Source organism: Yersinia fenwicki (genome assembly GCF_043099325.1).
Lineage (GTDB): Bacteria > Pseudomonadota > Gammaproteobacteria > Enterobacterales > Enterobacteriaceae > Yersinia.
The window spans coordinates 832,397-848,050 of record NZ_CP170755.1 but is presented as its reverse complement, the minus strand read 5'-3'; the positions used below and the strand labels follow the sequence as shown (position 1 = coordinate 848,050).

The window sequence follows — 15,654 nt, the reverse complement described above, 5'->3', positions numbered from 1 at the left end:
ACGCCGCCATTTTAGTGGTCATTGTGATGATGCGCTCACAAGATTGAGTGCCCATCACTAAGCGCTAAACACTAAAAATCCCACAATGCGCTAATGTCATCTTCTGCCATCTTCATCATTGCGTATCAAATAAGCTGCGCGCGCAGTTTATACCTATTACACGAACAAAATGCAAAATGAAAATGGCCTGTATACCCTAAATAATTCGAGTTGCAGGAAGGCGGCAAGCAAGATAATCCCGATGAGCTTACCGTCGTAAGTGATTCGGGTTATTGAGTGTAGCCAACGTACATGCAGCTTGAAGTAGGATGGGCATAACTGTACCAAGCGGTAAATAAATCAAGTAACAACCAAAGTAAGAAATATCTTGATGCAAAAAGGGCTGGCATTAATATCAAAAGCTGACCTAAAATAGACGTCCAGATGTTAATACATCCATCCATTTTAATTGCTAGAATGTCTGTGTCGTTACAATAATTATGACGGACTTCTAAAGGGATAGACTGCTAAAGGCTTTGCCTAAAGGTGCGTTGTAAAGCGCAATGCAACAAAAAGCCCATTAAAACAACGGCTTTGGTTGCTTGACTTCAATGCTATGCAGTGACATTTCACTTGTATTCAAGGTAAAGAAAACAATGGCTAAACACCTATTTACGTCGGAATCGGTTTCCGAAGGGCACCCTGACAAAGTTGCCGATCAGATTTCCGATGCCGTACTTGACGCAATTCTTGAACAAGATCCAAAAGCACGTGTTGCCTGCGAGACCTATGTCAAAACGGGTATGGTATTAGTTGGCGGTGAAGTTACCACTAACGCGTGGGTAGATATCGAAGAGATCACCCGCCGTACTGTGCGCGAAATCGGTTATGTTAATTCTGAGATGGGTTTTGACGCTAACTCTTGTGCCGTTTTGAGCGCAATTGGTAAACAGTCTCCTGATATCAACCAGGGTGTTGACCGTGCCGATCCACTGGAGCAAGGCGCAGGTGACCAAGGTTTAATGTTCGGTTACGCTACCAACGAAACCAGCGTTTTAATGCCAGCGCCAATTACTTATGCTCATCGTTTGGTCGAGCGCCAGGCTGCTGTACGTAAAAATGGCACTTTGCCGTGGCTACGCCCAGATGCAAAGAGCCAGATTACCTTCCAATATGATGACGGTAAAATTGTTGGCATTGATGCGGTGGTTCTGTCAACTCAGCATTCAGATGATATTAGCCTGACAGATTTACAAGAAGCGGTGATGGAAGAAATCATCAAGCCGGTTCTGCCAGCAGAGTGGCTCATCAAAGAGACCAAATATCATATTAACCCAACCGGTCGTTTTGTTATCGGTGGCCCAATGGGTGACTGTGGTCTGACCGGTCGTAAAATTATCGTTGATACCTACGGCGGCATGGCACGTCATGGTGGCGGCGCGTTTTCGGGTAAAGATCCATCTAAAGTTGATCGTTCTGCTGCCTATGCTGCTCGCTATGTGGCAAAAAATATCGTTGCGGCTGGTTTGGCTGATCGTTGCGAAATTCAGGTTTCTTACGCTATCGGTGTTGCAGAGCCAACTTCTATCATGGTGGAAACATTTGGTACCGGCAAGATAGCGGAAGATAGATTGGTCGCACTGGTGCGTGAGTTCTTCGAACTGCGCCCTTATGGCCTGATTCAAATGCTGGATCTGTTGCATCCGATCTATCGCAAAACCGCCGCATATGGTCACTTTGGCCGTGAAGAATTCCCTTGGGAAAAAACTGACAAAGCGGCTTTGTTGCGTGATGCTGCTGGCCTGAAATAACTTTCAGTCGGTAAGATCTCAATCACAAAAACCCCGTCAGCCGGGGTTTTTTTATGCTTGATTTTTATGACTGCCGATAACGCTCAATCAAGCTGAATATAACCATTCCTGCCACCATCGCGGCGGCAAAGATAATACCTTTGTACATCCCCGCGCCCAGTAATACCAACGCCGGCCCTGGACATATCCCCGCCAGCCCCCAGCCAATACCAAATAACATACTGCCACCTATTAAACGGCGATCAATACGGGTGGATGTTGGTAATTGGAGAGGATATCCAAGCAAACTGGTTTTGCGCTTTTTCGCCCAACCAAAACCGAGAATCGCGACCCCCACTGCGGCGGCCATCACCAGCGCCAATGATGGGTCCCACAAGCCGCCAATATCCAAAAAACCAAGTACCTTAGCGGGATTCGCCATACCTGCGACTATCAATCCCAGACCAAAAACCAGCCCGGCAAGCAATGAAAAAAATAAATTCATATTCCCTTCCTAACGCCTAAGCGAACAGATTTCGAACCAGCCACACGGTTGCAAAACCGGTAAGCATAAAGCTCAGTGTCGCCAGCAATGAACGCGGTGAGAAACGCGCTAAGCCACAGACACCATGCCCACTGGTGCAACCAGCCCCGTAACGAGTCCCGATCCCGACCAATAATCCGGCCACTATCAGAACCGGCAAACCAGCATCAATCTGGATCACCGGCAGGGTCGTAAATAATGAATAAATGATAGGAGCCATAATCAAACCAAGGAGGAAAGCAACGCGCCAAGAAATATTCCCCGCTTTTGGCGGCAATAATCCACCTAAAATGCCACTAATACCGGCAATACGGCCAGTACAAAGCCATAAAATTGTCACGGCAATGCCTAATAGCGCGCCACCCGTCAGTGCACTGAGGGGAGTGAAATTAGCCCAATCGATAGTCATGCGCCCTCCTTCTCTTGTGGGCAATAAAGCTGATACAGCACCTCAAGCAGTGCCAATACTTTACTATCAGCGATCGAATAAAATATACGTTTCCCCTCTCGGCGCGTGTTCACCAGCCCATCACTACGTAGCACAGCAAGTTGTTGCGAGAGCGTCGGTTGGTGAATACCCAGAGCCTCTTCCAGTTCGCCGACCGCCTTTTCTCCCTGACTCAGTTGGCACAACAACAACAACCGATCTTCATTTGCTAATATTCTCAGCACATCGCAAGCCTGCCCTGCCGCATATCTCATCAGATCCATACTGATGATTTTATCGTTATTCATATGCCTCTCTAATGTTTCCGCTTCATTATATATTTTTATATTATATATATTTGCATAATGATCAATTGAAAATTGTCCGACCTAGTGGCTTGCATCTGGCTATCTGCCGTTTTATTCTTCCGCGATATGAGTTCATTAAGAATCCCCATCGCGCTACAGCAAGCAGTCATGCGCTGTTTGCGCCATAAATTACAGCTGGCTAATCAGCACCTTGGCACCGATTATCCGGAGCCGAAAATCAATTATCATCAACGTGGTACCAGCGCGGGCAGCGCTTATCTACAATCCTTCGAAATTCGTCTCAACCCAGTCTTATTACTGGAAAATCAACAGCCTTTTATTGATGAAGTTGTGCCTCACGAATTGGCCCACTTGCTGGTTTATCGCCAATTTGGCCGCGTTCCTCCGCATGGTAAAGAGTGGCGTTGGATGATGGAGCATGTCCTGCAAGTCCCAGCCAGCCGTACGCATCAGTTTGAAGTCACCTCTGTGCGCAGTAAGACTTTTAATTATCAGTGCAAATGCCAGCAACACGCCTTAACTATTCGCCGCCACAATAAAGTTCAGCGCGGTGAGAGCGAATACCGCTGTCGCGAATGCGGTGAAAAACTGCAATTCATCGCGAAAAAAGCGGTTAGAAATTAATGTTAGTTGTTATAAAACAGCAGGTTAATTTGCCATTTATAGCTATTATCTATAACCTGCCTGTTTTTCATTATCGGGCTGTTTTGAGATATGTTACGCAAACTTCTATTCCTGCTGGTTTTGTCCTCGCCACTATTTCCACTCTCCAGTTACAGCCAAAGCATCAATAACTTTTCTCAGGCCAAAGCCGTTGCTGCGAAAATTAATCAGGATGCACCCGGCAGCTTTTATTGTGGTTGCAAAATTGACTGGCAAGGTAAAAAAGGGGTTCCGGATCTGAGAAGTTGCGGCTATCAACCTCGTAAAAATGCTCAACGCGCCGCACGGATTGAATGGGAGCATGTCGTCCCAGCGTGGCAATTTGGCCACCAGCGCCAGTGCTGGCAGCAAGGCGGGCGTAAAAATTGCACCAAAGATCCGGTCTATCGCCAAATAGAAACTGACCTGCATAATCTGCAACCTGCTATTGGTGAGGTGAATGGTGACCGCAATAACTTCATGTATTCCCAGTGGAATGGCGGCAACGGTCAATATGGTCAGTGCGAGATGAAAGTCGACTTCAAAAATAAGCTGGCTGAACCCCCTGCGCGCTCACGTGGTGCAATTGCCCGTACCTACTTTTATATGCGCGACCAATATCAACTTCGGCTTTCCAGCCAACAAAGCAAACTGTTCGAGGTGTGGAATCGTCAATATCCGGTGACAAACTGGGAATGTCTGCGTGATGAACGGGTAGCAAAAGCACAAGGGAATCATAACCCTTATGTACAACACGCTTGCCAGCAGCAAAAAGGCTAATCTAGTATACTGGTCAAAGTTTTCGTTTCAGGGCTCAAACAACTCATGCGCATACCTCGCATTTATCACCCGCAGCCTTTGCAGGCAAATACCGAATTGGCGCTCAGTGATGAAGCAGCCAATCATGTCGGCCGCGTGCTGCGAATGACTGAAGGCCAAAGTCTGCAATTATTTGATGGCAGTAATCAGGTTTTTGCAGCTGAAATTATCCGTGTGGATAAAAAAAACCTGATTGTCCGGTTGGCCGAAGGGCAGTTGGAAGATCGTGAATCACCCTTGAATCTACATTTAGGCCAGGTCATTTCCCGTGGGGAAAAAATGGAGTTTACGGTTCAGAAATCCATTGAACTGGGTGTCAATGTGATTACTCCGCTATTTTCCGAGCGCTGCGGCGTTAAGCTAGATGGTGAACGTCTGGCAAAGAAAATTCAGCAGTGGCAGAAGATTGCTATTGCGGCCTGCGAACAATGCGGGCGCAATAAGATCCCGGAGATCCGCGAAGCAATGCAGCTATCTGAATGGTGTGCAGAGCAAGATGACAGCCTTAAGTTGAATCTGCATCCTCGAGCCAACAACAGCATTAACACCCTCCCCTCGTCACTCAACAAAGTGCGTCTGTTGATAGGCCCAGAAGGCGGCCTTTCTGCTGATGAAATTGCCATGACCTCACGCCTTGGATTTACTGATATCCTGCTAGGGCCGCGAGTGCTGCGTACTGAAACTACCGCTCTTACCGCAATCACTGCTTTGCAGGTGCGGTTTGGCGATCTGGGATAAAATTCGTTCCCGTTAGGAGAGAAGAATGATCAAGCTCGGCATCGTAATGGACCCAATCTCGTCCATCAATATCAAGAAAGACTCCAGCTTCGCTATGCTGTTGGAAGCACAGCGCCGTGGTTGGGAACTGCATTATATGGAGATGGGTGATCTTTATCTGCGTGGTGGTGATGGACGTGCCCGTACCCGCCTGCTAAGTGTGAAACAGGATAAAGACGACTGGTTCAGTTTTGGTACAGAGCAAGACATCCCGCTGCATGATCTTGATGTCATTCTGATGCGTAAAGATCCGCCGTTTGATACTGAGTTCATCTACGCTACCTATATTCTGGAACGTGCGGAAGATAAAGGCACGCTGGTGGTGAATAAACCACAGAGCCTACGCGACTGTAACGAAAAGCTGTTTACTGCGTGGTTCCCTGAATTAACGCCAGATACACTGGTCAGCCGTAGCAAAGACCACATCCGCAAGTTCCATCAGGAACATGGCGATATCATCCTAAAACCTCTGGATGGTATGGGCGGCACCTCAATATTCCGCGTGAAACAGGATGACCCTAACTTGTCGGTTATTATTGAAACACTGACCGAGTTGGGCAGCCGATTCTGTATGGCGCAAAACTTCCTGCCAGCGATTAAAGAAGGCGATAAACGCGTGTTAGTGGTGGATGGTGAACCCGTGCCTTACTGCCTGGCGCGTATTCCGGCTCAAGGTGAAACTCGCGGTAACCTGGTAGCCGGTGGACGTGGCGAAGCCCGTCCACTGAGTGAAAGCGATTGGAAAATTGCCCGCGCTGTTGCACCGGTACTGAAGCAAAAAGGCTTGGTTTTTGTCGGTTTGGATATCATCGGCGATCGCCTGACTGAAATTAACGTTACTAGCCCGACCTGTATACGTGAAATTGAAGCCGCTTTCCCAGATGTATCAATTACCGGCATGTTGATGGATGCCATTGAAGCTCGGTTAGCAAATAAATAACCTAAAAATGACTTGAACGCTGCTTACAGCGGCCTCATAGACGTAAGGCCCAGGGATCTGGGCCGAGTCATGAGCGCAACTAACACCCCTGCGGCTTCAAGGACGAAGGGGAGCCGTGACTTTATTCGCATTTATCCGCATACTGACAAGAGTTCATCCCTTAACTCAGCGAATCCTCTATATAACATAATGAATTTACAGCATCATTTTCTTATAGCTATGCCTTCACTTCAGGACCCACACTTTATGCGCTCAGTTATCTATATCTGTGAGCATAATAAAGAGGGTGCCATGGGTTTGGTGATTAACAAGCCGATGGAACAGTTCACTGTAGAAACTGTACTGAAAAAACTAAAAATCAGCCCAACACCACGAGATCCCTCCATTCGACTGGATAAGGCGGTATTGGCTGGTGGCCCGCTAGCAGAAGATCGTGGGTTTATCCTGCATTCGCCGCAGGAAGGTTTTGGCTCCAGTATTCCTATTTCACCAGAGACCATGATAACGACCTCTAAAGATGTACTGGAGACGTTAGGAACACCGGAGCAACCGAAAAACTTGTTGGTAGCCTTGGGCTATGCGGGTTGGCAGCAGGGGCAGTTAGAACAAGAACTGCTGGATAATGCCTGGCTGACCATTGAAGCAGATACGCATATCCTGTTTAACACCCCGATTGCTGAGCGCTGGCAAGCTGCGGCCAATAAACTGGGTATCAATATCTTTAATATCGCCCCGCAAGCAGGACACGCCTGATGGCTAATCGCACGATTGTCGCCTTTGATTTTGGTACTAAAAGTATCGGTGTCGCTATTGGTCAGGAAGTCACTGGCACCGCCCGAGCGCTAACCTCTTTTAAAGCTCAGGACGGCACGCCGGACTGGCAAAAAGTTGAAAAATTGCTGAAAGAGTGGCAACCAGATTTAGTCGTCGTTGGGCTACCACTGAATATGGATGGTACCGAACAGCCGCTAACGGCGCGCGCGCGCAGGTTTGCCAATCGACTGCATGGCCGTTTTGGTGTACAGATTGCCTTACAGGATGAACGTCTCAGTACTGTCGAGGCCCGCGCTAATTTGTTCGGCAGTGGCGGCTATCGCGCGCTGGACAAAGGCAGTGTCGACGCCGCCTCTGCGGTAATTATTCTGGAAAGTTGGTTTGATGAGCCAGCGGGCTAACTTCGCTGCGTGTGGCTTTCTGCAAGCAACTTCCTACGTTCTGTTTTCGCAATCCTACCCAGCATTACCTACGTGGCATGGCACCCATGCTTGCACAATTGTATACTAGATGGATGCCAATCAGCGGCTCAAAATATTGCACACCCTTCGCGGGTGTTTTTTACATTTATTGAGGTTTTCTCATGACAAAAGTAACTGTTGCTGCGACTCAAATGGCCTGTTCTTGGGACCTGCCTAAGAACATTGAAAATGCCGAGAAACTGGTACGTCAGGCTCATGCCAAGGGTGCACAAATCATCCTGATTCAAGAGCTGTTTGCCGCACCTTATTTCTGCATTGATCAAAGCCCCGAGCACTATGCACTGGCCCAAGAGCTGGATAATAGCCCACTTATCCAACATTTTTCCAAGCTAGCAGCCGAGCTGGAAGTGGTATTGCCATTGAGTTTCTTTGAGAAAGCCAACAATGCGTATTACAACTCACTGGTCATGATTGATGCTGATGGCTCTGTGTTAGATGTATACCGTAAAACCCACATTCCTAATGGCCCGGCTTATCAGGAAAAACAATTCTTTATCCCTGGTGATACCGGCTTTAAAGTCTGGCAGACCCGCTATGCCAAAGTTGGCGTCGGTATCTGTTGGGATCAGTGGTTCCCAGAAACTGCCCGTAGCCTGGCATTGCTGGGTGCAGAAATCATTTTCTATCCAACTGCTATTGGGTCTGAGCCTGCTTATCCTGATATCGACAGCCAGCCGCACTGGACTCGTGTTCAGCAAGGCCATGCAGCTGCGAACCTGGTACCCGTGATTGCTTCTAACCGCATTGGTACTGAGAAAAGTAAATATATCGATGGGTTGGAAATGACCTTCTACGGCTCTTCATTTATTGCAGACCAAACCGGCGCGCTGCTGGCTCAGGCCAACAAAACCGATGAAGCTGTGTTGGTTCACCAGTTCGATTTGCAGGAAATCGCTGCTCAGCGCGCGTCATGGGGCTTATTCCGCGATCGCCGTCCAGAAATGTATCAGGTACTTGCCACTTCTGACGGCAAAACCCGGAGATAATGTATGTCTGTTAAAAGCCCCGAGTTACAAAGCGCTGCGTCACAAGCCCTGCCGGGTACTCCGCAGCATGATGGTTTCTTTATGCCAGCCGAATGGGCCAAGCAAGATGCCGTCTGGATGTTATGGCCATATCGCCAAGATAACTGGCGCGGTAAGGGTATTCCCGCTCAGCAGACCTTTGCAAAAGTAGCGGAAGCCATCAGCCGCACAACTCCAGTATTTATGGGGGTTCCCGCCGAGTTTATGGCGCAGGCCAAAGCAACCCTATCAGCCAGTGTCACACGGGTAGAAATGGCAAGCGACGATGCCTGGATGCGTGATACTGGCCCGACTATGGTCATCAATGGTGCTGGCGAACGCCGCGCGGTTGACTGGCAGTTCAATGCCTGGGGCGGTCTTAACGGCGGTTTGTATGCCAATTGGCAGCAAGATGAAAAAATTGCCGTTCAAGTGAGTGACTTCTTGAATAATGCCCATTACAGCGCACCATTAGTACTGGAAGGTGGCTCTATTCATACCGATGGTGAAGGCACTTTACTGACTACCGCAGAGTGTTTGTTGAACCCTAACCGTAACCCGCACCTTAATCAGGCACAAATTGAACATCTGCTGCGTGAATATCTTGGCGTCACACATTTCATCTGGTTACAAGACGGCGTTTATAACGATGAGACCGATGGCCACATCGACAATATGTGCTGTTTTGTCCGCCCTGGTGAAGTCGCTCTGCATTGGACTGACGATCAGCAGGATCCGCAATACGCGCGTTCTGTTGCCGCCTTTGAAGTATTATCGAATGCCGTCGACGCCAAAGGCCGTAAGCTAAAAATCTGGAAGCTGCCCGCACCAGGTCCACTGTATAACACCGAAGCCGAGACTTTCGATGTGCTGTCTAGCGATGCCGTGCCACGCACCGCCGGTGAGCGGTTAGCCGGGTCTTACGTCAACTTCCTGATCAGCAATCAACAGATTATTTATCCGCTGTTGGATAGCCGCACTGATGGGCTGGCGCATGATCTGTTGCAGCAGATATTCCCTGACTATGCAATTGTTGGCGTCCCTGCTCGCGAGATTCTCTTAGGAGGCGGTAATATTCATTGTATTACCCAGCAGATCCCAGCCGCCTAGTTACAGTTGCCCTTCGTACTTGGAGCCGCAGCGGTGTTAGCGGCTCTCACTCACCCGAATCACTTACCAATGTAAGCTCATCGGGATGCATTCGTTTGCTGCCTTGCTGCAACATCAATTACTTTGGGTAACATCTTTTTAATGAGAGCCGCAGCGGTGTTAGCGGCTCTATCTCCACATTGACGATTAACATGCTTCATGGACTCACATGACGTTCAGCCAATACGCCCTGTTTTTGTCGCTGCGTCATGCCCTGCTCAAAAGTTTGCATCCCCCATTGTCTTCCGCTCTGTATCACCGAGGGGAGTTGGTAGGTTTTACCTTCACGAATCAAATGACTGGCCGCCGTGGTCTGTGTCAATATCTCAAATATGGCGATACGTCCACCTCCCACTTTATGACACAATTTCTGTGCAATAACTGCGCGCAAGCTGGCCGCTAATTGCGCCTGAATGACCGCCTTTTCTGCCACAGGAAAAACATCCACCAGCCGATCGATAGCTTGAGTCGCAGTGCGAGTGTGTAATGTCGCCAGTACCAAATGTCCGGTTTCAGCAGCAGTCAGTGCTAAACGAATCGTCTCTTGATCCCGCAACTCCCCCAATAAAATGATATCGGGATCTTGGCGCAATGCTCCAGTGAGCGCGCTACTGAAAGAATGAGTGTGACGGCCCAACTCCCGCTGCTGGATCAAACAGGATTTACTAATATGAATAAACTCGATCGGATCCTCTAGTGTGATGATATGGCGCGCCTGCTTCTGATTCATCGCACTGATCATCGCGCTCAATGTGGTGGATTTCCCACTACCTGTCGCTCCAGTCACCAGAATCAAACCATTATCTTGTTCGATGAGCTGATTAATAATGCTTGGAGTATCTAACTCATCTAGCGAGGGGCTAATTGCAGAAATCATACGGAAAGCTATCGATTTCCCCTGCTGTTGCTGAAAAATATTCGCCCGCAGCCGCTGCCCGGCACTCGTGGTACAAGCACAATCCACCTGCCCACTTTGCTGTAACTGCCGTTGTTGCACATCACTCAAGAAATATTGGCTTAAGCCGTTAAGCCAACTGGCATTGACGCGCGGCCAGTGAGTAAAGGTTTTCAGTTCACCATCAATGCGCAATACCGGATGATAACCAGTACAAAGGTGCAGATCCGATGCATTATGATTTACACTATCCGCCACCTTATTAGCGAAATCCTGTTCGTTGAAGCCACTATCGGCATGTTCAGGCTTTTCTAACGCAATGTATTTGGTGGAAACACCATTAAATTCAGGGTTATCCGAGTCTGTGTTTTTATCATCCAGACAAGTGAAATCCATATCAAACTCCTGGGTCCATATGAGCACAATTGAGCAGAATCTACAGGATGTCAGAGCGAAAATCGCAGCCGCTGCACGCAACTGCGGGCGCTCTCCAGAAGAAGTGACATTGCTTGCAGTCAGTAAAACCAAGCCTGTGACCGCTATCGAAGAAGCTATCGCCGTTGGACAATACGCTTTTGGCGAAAACTATGTGCAGGAAGGGGTAGATAAAATTCACTATTTCTCAGAAAGTGCCCATGCCTCGCAGCTTGAATGGCACTTTATCGGCCCGCTGCAATCCAATAAGAGCAGATTAGTCGCAGAGAATTTTGCCTGGTGCCATACCGTCGATAGGCTCAAGATTGCACAACGCCTAAGTGCTCAACGCCCGCCAGAAATGCCAGCACTGAATATCCTTATTCAGGTCAATATCAGTGATGAGCAGAGTAAGTCCGGTATTGTATTGGCGGAGCTACCCGCTTTGGCAGCCAGTATCAGTGAACTGCCTCATCTACATTTACGTGGGCTGATGGCCATTCCGGCACCTGAAACTGATTATCAACAGCAACTGGCGGTATTTGAGCAAATGAATCAGGCCTTCTTGACTTTAAAAACTAGCTACCCTCAGATGGATACACTTTCCATGGGGATGACGGATGATATGGCCGCAGCTATAGCGGCTGGCAGTACGTTGGTGCGCATTGGTACCGCGATTTTTGGCTCCCGCGCTTAACTCCCGGTGGCTTCAAATATAAAGAGGGCCCCAAAGTAGTTGGAGTCACGGTAAGGCAGCAAAGGAGCGACAAATCGGTCGAAGATCGGTTTGAACAGCATTTATGCTAGCCCGAAGGGTGAGCCTCAAAGAGGCTCATTAATCCCGATGAGCTTACTTATCTCTTAAGATCAAGACCAGTAAGTGATTCGGGTGAGTGAGAGATGCTAACACCGCTGTGGCTGCAAATACGCAGGGGATGAGGAGAACTGAATTAATGAAACATCGCAATATTACATTTATTGGTGCGGGCAATATGGCACGCGCAATTATCGCGGGCTTAGTGGCAGGTGGTTACCCCGCTAAAATGATCAGCGTTTGTGCACCTTCAACTAAAAACCGTGATGTACTTGCCGCCGAATTTGGCGTAATGAGTAGCGACGACAATATTACCGAAGCGAAAAAAGCAGAAGTCATTGTTCTAGCCGTTAAGCCGCAATTAATGGCTACGGTATGCCAACCCTTGCAGGAAAATATCGATTTCACCGGTAAGCTGGTGCTGTCTATTGCCGCAGGTGTACAGGTAGAGCGTTTCTATGCACTGTTGGGCGGTAATATCAATCTGGTGCGAATCATGCCCAACACACCATCGCTGGTGGGGAAAGGAATGAGCGGCCTTTATGCGCCTCAGCAAGTCTCGCAAGATGACCGTGATTTCACGGCTTCACTGATGAGCTCAGTGGGTAAAGTTTGTTGGGTAGATGATGAAAACGGCATTAATAACGTTATCGCCGCCGCAGGTAGCGCACCGGCCTATTTCTTCCTGTTTATGGAAGCGATGCAGCAAGAAGCCGAACGTTTAGGTTTTGACAGTGACACCGCCCGTATGCTGGTGCAGCAAGCGGCATCTGGTGCTACGGCATTAATGGAAGCCAACCCGCACTTACCACTTTCAACATTGCGTGAGCAGGTAACGTCTAAAGGGGGGACGACGGCCGAAGCAATCCGGGTATTTAACGAACAACACTTACCTCAAATTGTTTCCAGTGCCATGCAAGCTGCTATTGTGCGAGCAAAAGAAATGGAAAAGCTGTTCTAACAGCGGCAAAATTTACAAAACACGACACTGGTCCTGATACTTTCCCGTTAAGATAGGGGCCGAGAAAGTAGGCAAATAGGCGGTCTATTTACCTACACACCATATTGAATTAAGGATTAAGGCAACTCATGCTAACGCTGACTTTTCTGGCCAAAACGGTCATTGACCTGTATGTGATGGTACTGCTGTTGCGCATCTGGATGCAGTGGGTTCACAGCGATTTCTACAACCCATTCTCACAATTTGTGGTGAAAATAACCCAACCGATTGTCGGCCCGTTGCGCCGAGTCATCCCTTCTCTGGGGCCGATCGACAGTGCATCGCTGCTACTGGCATTCTTGCTGATGACCATCAAGTATCCGCTGCTAGTACTGATTCAGAGCGGTTCAATGTCACTCAGCTTATATAACTTGCTGTTTGGTATTATTTCATTAGTAAAAGCGGCCGGTTATCTGATTTTCTGGGTGATGATCATTCGTGCGCTAATGAGCTGGGTCAGTCAGGGCCGTAGCCCAATGGACTACCTGCTGTATCAGTTAACTGAACCTTTAATGGCACCGATTCGTCGTATTTTGCCCGCTATGGGCGGCATCGATTTCTCGGCGATGGTGGTTATTCTGATCCTGTATCTGATCAACTATTTAGGTATGGATCTGCTAGGCGAGCTTTGGTTCGTGCTGTGAGTGCAGTTACCCCATTGCTGGACGGGCTGGTTCTCAGGCTATATATTCAGCCGAAAGCCAGCCGTGACCAGATTGTCGGTTTACACGGCGATGAACTTAAAGTCGCCATTACCGCCCCACCGGTTGATGGTCAAGCTAATGCTCATTTGATCAAATTTATCGCTAAACAGTTCCGGGTAGCAAAAAGCCAAGTGATTATCGAAAAGGGCGAATTGGGGCGGCATAAACAGATCAAAATCGTTAACCCGCAACAGATCCCACCCGAAGTTGCGACACTGCTCGAATGATAAATACTTCCCGCTAGAATTGGGCGACAGATTGTCGACCTAAATGTAATTCAGGACTCTTCCATGCAAAAAGTAGTATTAGCCACCGGTAACCCCGGCAAAGTGCGTGAGCTGGCAACCTTGCTGGCCGATTTTGGTTTGAATGTTGTCGCGCAAACCGAACTGGGCGTCGAATCTGCCGAAGAGACCGGCTTAACCTTTATTGAAAATGCCATATTGAAAGCACGCCATGCCGCACAAGCCACCGGTCTACCGGCTATTGCTGATGACTCAGGCTTGGCCGTTGATGCTTTGGGTGGAGCGCCCGGGATTTATTCCGCCCGCTACGCCGGTGCTGATGCCAGTGATCAACAAAACCTTGAGAAACTGCTGGTCGCGTTGAAAGATATTCCTGATGAGCAGCGCGGTGCCCAATTCCATTGTGTACTGGTTTATATGCGCCATGCGGAAGATCCAACGCCGTTGGTGTTCCATGGGCAATGGCCAGGTGTGATTGCTCGCCAACCTTCTGGCACGGCTGGATTCGGTTATGACCCTATTTTTTATGTCTCGGAACTGGGTAAAACAGCCGCAGAGTTGACTCGTGAAGAAAAGCACGCGGTGTCCCATCGTGGTCAGGCACTGAAACTGATGTTGGATGCCCTGCGCAATGCTTAAATTACCCCCGCTTAGTCTCTACATTCACATTCCCTGGTGTGTACAGAAATGCCCTTACTGTGACTTTAATTCCCATGCACTGAAAGGCGATGTCCCACACCAGGAATATGTAGAACACTTGCTAGCGGATCTTGATGCCGACGTGCCTCTGGTCAAAGGTCGCGAGATTAGCACTATTTTTATTGGTGGTGGCACGCCAAGCTTACTCAGCGCCGAGGCGATGCAACAGTTACTTGATGGCGTTCGAGCCAAATTGCCACTGGCAATTGATGCTGAGATCACTATGGAAGCCAACCCCGGTGCCGTGGAAGCAGATCGCTTTAGCGGCTATCAGCGCGCCGGTATCAACCGTATCTCCATTGGGGTGCAAAGCTTCAGTGCCGAGAAATTAACACGGCTGGGGCGGATACATGGGCCGGATGAGGCCAAGCGTGCTGCAGAACTGGCAACCTCACTTGGGCTGCGCAGTTTTAATCTGGACCTAATGCACGGTTTGCCGGATCAGTCACTGGAAGAAGCACTGGATGATTTGCGCCAGGCCATTGCTTTAAATCCACCACACCTGTCTTGGTATCAGCTAACGATTGAGCCAAACACCGGCTTTAGTTCGCGCCCACCGACCCTGCCGGATGACGACGCACTGTGGGATATCTTCCAGCAAGGGCATCAGTTATTGAGTGCCGCCGGGTATCAGCAGTATGAAACCTCGGCCTATGCCAAACCGGGTTATCAATGTCAACATAACCTAAACTACTGGCGATTTGGCGATTATCTGGGCATTGGCTGTGGCGCGCACGGTAAAATCACTTTTCGTGATGGGCGAATATTACGCACGATAAAAACCAAACACCCGCGTGGTTTTATGCAGGGTAAATATCTCGATAAGCAGTACGAAGTAGAAGCAGCAGATCGGCCTTTTGAGTTCTTTATGAACCGTTTCCGCTTACTGGAAGCCGCACCACGGGCTGATTTCACCCATTTTACCGGATTAGCTGAAAGCACAATTCGCCCACAACTGGACGAGGCATTAGCGAAAGAATATTTAATCGAAACAGAGGAATACTGGCAGATTACCGAGAAAGGGAAGTTATTCCTTAACTCGCTGTTAGAACTGTTCTTGTAACGCTACCAGTTTTATAGAGATAAATGAGAAAAACGGGTTCAGACGACATCTTCCGTCTGAACCTGCCAAACCAAAATCACGTTATACCCAATAGATTTCGAGTTGCAGGTAGGCGGCAATAGAATGAACCCAAGGCGTTGAGATAACTCAATGACTTGGGTAAG

At 48.7% G+C, this 15,654-nt stretch carries 19 protein-coding genes; 15 read left to right on the top strand and 4 right to left on the bottom strand.

Annotated features, from left to right (window positions below; all coding sequences use genetic code 11):
* The first annotated feature begins 635 nt into the window (after nt 1-635).
* Nucleotides 636-1,790 (top strand): methionine adenosyltransferase, encoded by a 1,155-nt coding sequence (metK, locus tag ACF3VQ_RS03875; RefSeq protein ID WP_392433476.1) that lies wholly within the window; start codon nt 636-638, stop codon nt 1,788-1,790.
* A gap of 64 nt (nt 1,791-1,854) precedes the next feature.
* Here the strand turns inward: metK and ACF3VQ_RS03870 are convergent, their stop codons facing one another.
* From ACF3VQ_RS03870 to ACF3VQ_RS03860, 3 genes are read right to left on the bottom strand one after another with little or no spacing between them, the layout of a single operon-like run.
* Nucleotides 1,855-2,274, bottom strand: coding sequence for a DUF6691 family protein (locus ACF3VQ_RS03870; RefSeq protein ID WP_392433475.1), 420 nt, complete (start codon nt 2,272-2,274; stop codon nt 1,855-1,857).
* Nucleotides 2,275-2,290: 16 nt separating this feature from the next.
* Nucleotides 2,291-2,722, bottom strand: a complete 432-nt coding sequence (locus ACF3VQ_RS03865) for a YeeE/YedE family protein (protein WP_392433474.1) — start codon at nt 2,720-2,722, stop codon at nt 2,291-2,293.
* On the bottom strand, nt 2,719-3,048 hold the full coding sequence (locus ACF3VQ_RS03860; protein ID WP_392433473.1) for a metalloregulator ArsR/SmtB family transcription factor: 330 nt from the start codon (nt 3,046-3,048) through the stop codon (nt 2,719-2,721). Before ACF3VQ_RS03860 ends, ACF3VQ_RS03865 begins: the two co-directional genes overlap by 4 nt.
* A gap of 126 nt (nt 3,049-3,174) precedes the next feature.
* Here ACF3VQ_RS03860 and ACF3VQ_RS03855 point away from each other — a divergent pair, with 126 nt between their 5' ends.
* The 8 genes from ACF3VQ_RS03855 to aguA all read left to right on the top strand — a co-directional run bounded on the left by ACF3VQ_RS03855 (nt 3,175) and on the right by aguA (nt 9,617).
* Entirely contained in the window at nt 3,175-3,693 is a 519-nt protein-coding gene (locus ACF3VQ_RS03855) for a SprT family zinc-dependent metalloprotease (RefSeq protein WP_219658085.1), read from the top strand.
* A gap of 90 nt (nt 3,694-3,783) precedes the next feature.
* Nucleotides 3,784-4,491, top strand: coding sequence for a deoxyribonuclease I (gene endA, locus ACF3VQ_RS03850; protein WP_392433472.1), 708 nt, complete (start codon nt 3,784-3,786; stop codon nt 4,489-4,491).
* Nucleotides 4,492-4,536: 45 nt separating this feature from the next.
* Nucleotides 4,537-5,268 carry a 16S rRNA (uracil(1498)-N(3))-methyltransferase gene (gene rsmE / locus ACF3VQ_RS03845; protein ID WP_392433471.1) on the top strand — a complete coding sequence of 244 codons (732 nt, stop codon included), beginning with the start codon at nt 4,537-4,539 and terminating at the stop codon, nt 5,266-5,268.
* A 25-nt stretch (nt 5,269-5,293) separates the two neighbouring features.
* Nucleotides 5,294-6,247 carry a glutathione synthase gene (gshB, locus tag ACF3VQ_RS03840; RefSeq protein WP_392433470.1) on the top strand — a complete coding sequence of 318 codons (954 nt, stop codon included), beginning with the start codon at nt 5,294-5,296 and terminating at the stop codon, nt 6,245-6,247.
* A 189-nt stretch (nt 6,248-6,436) separates the two neighbouring features.
* Entirely contained in the window at nt 6,437-7,000 is a 564-nt protein-coding gene (locus tag ACF3VQ_RS03835; RefSeq protein WP_392435438.1) for a YqgE/AlgH family protein, read from the top strand.
* Nucleotides 7,000-7,422, top strand: coding sequence for a Holliday junction resolvase RuvX (gene ruvX / locus ACF3VQ_RS03830; RefSeq protein WP_392433469.1), 423 nt, complete (start codon nt 7,000-7,002; stop codon nt 7,420-7,422). The genes ACF3VQ_RS03835 and ruvX overlap by 1 nt, the downstream gene beginning before the upstream one ends.
* Nucleotides 7,423-7,604: 182 nt before the next feature.
* Nucleotides 7,605-8,489: an N-carbamoylputrescine amidase gene (aguB, locus tag ACF3VQ_RS03825; protein WP_005157118.1), complete on the top strand. Its 885-nt coding sequence runs from the start codon at nt 7,605-7,607 to the stop codon at nt 8,487-8,489.
* Between the two features lie 3 nt (nt 8,490-8,492).
* Nucleotides 8,493-9,617 (top strand): agmatine deiminase, encoded by a 1,125-nt coding sequence (gene aguA, locus ACF3VQ_RS03820; protein ID WP_392433468.1) that lies wholly within the window; start codon nt 8,493-8,495, stop codon nt 9,615-9,617.
* A 196-nt stretch (nt 9,618-9,813) separates the two neighbouring features.
* Here the strand turns inward: aguA and ACF3VQ_RS03815 are convergent, their stop codons facing one another.
* A complete protein-coding gene (locus tag ACF3VQ_RS03815; RefSeq protein WP_392433467.1) occupies nt 9,814-10,947 on the bottom strand; it encodes a type IV pilus twitching motility protein PilT in 1,134 nt (377 codons plus the stop codon).
* A 19-nt stretch (nt 10,948-10,966) separates the two neighbouring features.
* Here ACF3VQ_RS03815 and ACF3VQ_RS03810 point away from each other — a divergent pair, with 19 nt between their 5' ends.
* The 6 genes from ACF3VQ_RS03810 to hemW all read left to right on the top strand — a co-directional run bounded on the left by ACF3VQ_RS03810 (nt 10,967) and on the right by hemW (nt 15,490).
* Complete coding sequence (locus tag ACF3VQ_RS03810; RefSeq protein WP_392433466.1) at nt 10,967-11,662, top strand: YggS family pyridoxal phosphate-dependent enzyme; 696 nt, start codon at nt 10,967-10,969, stop codon at nt 11,660-11,662.
* A gap of 256 nt (nt 11,663-11,918) precedes the next feature.
* Nucleotides 11,919-12,740, top strand: coding sequence for a pyrroline-5-carboxylate reductase (gene proC, locus ACF3VQ_RS03805; RefSeq protein WP_392433465.1), 822 nt, complete (start codon nt 11,919-11,921; stop codon nt 12,738-12,740).
* Nucleotides 12,741-12,868: 128 nt separating this feature from the next.
* Nucleotides 12,869-13,423 carry a YggT family protein gene (locus ACF3VQ_RS03800; RefSeq protein WP_005157142.1) on the top strand — a complete coding sequence of 185 codons (555 nt, stop codon included), beginning with the start codon at nt 12,869-12,871 and terminating at the stop codon, nt 13,421-13,423.
* Nucleotides 13,420-13,710: a DUF167 family protein YggU gene (gene yggU / locus ACF3VQ_RS03795; protein WP_392433464.1), complete on the top strand. Its 291-nt coding sequence runs from the start codon at nt 13,420-13,422 to the stop codon at nt 13,708-13,710. The genes ACF3VQ_RS03800 and yggU overlap by 4 nt, the downstream gene beginning before the upstream one ends.
* Nucleotides 13,711-13,773: 63 nt before the next feature.
* Nucleotides 13,774-14,367, top strand: coding sequence for an XTP/dITP diphosphatase (locus ACF3VQ_RS03790; protein ID WP_392433463.1), 594 nt, complete (start codon nt 13,774-13,776; stop codon nt 14,365-14,367).
* Nucleotides 14,360-15,490: a radical SAM family heme chaperone HemW gene (gene hemW / locus ACF3VQ_RS03785; RefSeq protein ID WP_392433462.1), complete on the top strand. Its 1,131-nt coding sequence runs from the start codon at nt 14,360-14,362 to the stop codon at nt 15,488-15,490. The genes ACF3VQ_RS03790 and hemW overlap by 8 nt, the downstream gene beginning before the upstream one ends.
* The last annotated feature ends 164 nt before the right edge of the window (nt 15,491-15,654 follow it).

What these genes read in the sequence shown, in the direction of transcription:
- ACF3VQ_RS03860 (WP_392433473.1), bottom strand. Translation starts at nt 3,048, where the DNA reads ATGAATAACGATAAAATCATCAGTATGGATCTGATGAGATATGCGGCA.
- rsmE (WP_392433471.1), top strand. Translation starts at nt 4,537, where the DNA reads ATGCGCATACCTCGCATTTATCACCCGCAGCCTTTGCAGGCAAATACC.
- ACF3VQ_RS03790 (WP_392433463.1), top strand. Translation starts at nt 13,774, where the DNA reads ATGCAAAAAGTAGTATTAGCCACCGGTAACCCCGGCAAAGTGCGTGAG.
- aguB (WP_005157118.1), top strand. Translation starts at nt 7,605, where the DNA reads ATGACAAAAGTAACTGTTGCTGCGACTCAAATGGCCTGTTCTTGGGAC.
- ACF3VQ_RS03835 (WP_392435438.1), top strand. Translation starts at nt 6,437, where the DNA reads ATGAATTTACAGCATCATTTTCTTATAGCTATGCCTTCACTTCAGGAC.
- ACF3VQ_RS03870 (WP_392433475.1), bottom strand. Translation starts at nt 2,274, where the DNA reads ATGAATTTATTTTTTTCATTGCTTGCCGGGCTGGTTTTTGGTCTGGGA.
- ACF3VQ_RS03810 (WP_392433466.1), top strand. Translation starts at nt 10,967, where the DNA reads ATGAGCACAATTGAGCAGAATCTACAGGATGTCAGAGCGAAAATCGCA.
- ACF3VQ_RS03855 (WP_219658085.1), top strand. Translation starts at nt 3,175, where the DNA reads ATGAGTTCATTAAGAATCCCCATCGCGCTACAGCAAGCAGTCATGCGC.
- ACF3VQ_RS03800 (WP_005157142.1), top strand. Translation starts at nt 12,869, where the DNA reads ATGCTAACGCTGACTTTTCTGGCCAAAACGGTCATTGACCTGTATGTG.
- metK (WP_392433476.1), top strand. Translation starts at nt 636, where the DNA reads ATGGCTAAACACCTATTTACGTCGGAATCGGTTTCCGAAGGGCACCCT.
- aguA (WP_392433468.1), top strand. Translation starts at nt 8,493, where the DNA reads ATGTCTGTTAAAAGCCCCGAGTTACAAAGCGCTGCGTCACAAGCCCTG.
- ruvX (WP_392433469.1), top strand. Translation starts at nt 7,000, where the DNA reads ATGGCTAATCGCACGATTGTCGCCTTTGATTTTGGTACTAAAAGTATC.
- ACF3VQ_RS03815 (WP_392433467.1), bottom strand. Translation starts at nt 10,947, where the DNA reads ATGGATTTCACTTGTCTGGATGATAAAAACACAGACTCGGATAACCCT.
- ACF3VQ_RS03865 (WP_392433474.1), bottom strand. Translation starts at nt 2,722, where the DNA reads ATGACTATCGATTGGGCTAATTTCACTCCCCTCAGTGCACTGACGGGT.
- endA (WP_392433472.1), top strand. Translation starts at nt 3,784, where the DNA reads ATGTTACGCAAACTTCTATTCCTGCTGGTTTTGTCCTCGCCACTATTT.
- gshB (WP_392433470.1), top strand. Translation starts at nt 5,294, where the DNA reads ATGATCAAGCTCGGCATCGTAATGGACCCAATCTCGTCCATCAATATC.
- proC (WP_392433465.1), top strand. Translation starts at nt 11,919, where the DNA reads ATGAAACATCGCAATATTACATTTATTGGTGCGGGCAATATGGCACGC.
- hemW (WP_392433462.1), top strand. Translation starts at nt 14,360, where the DNA reads ATGCTTAAATTACCCCCGCTTAGTCTCTACATTCACATTCCCTGGTGT.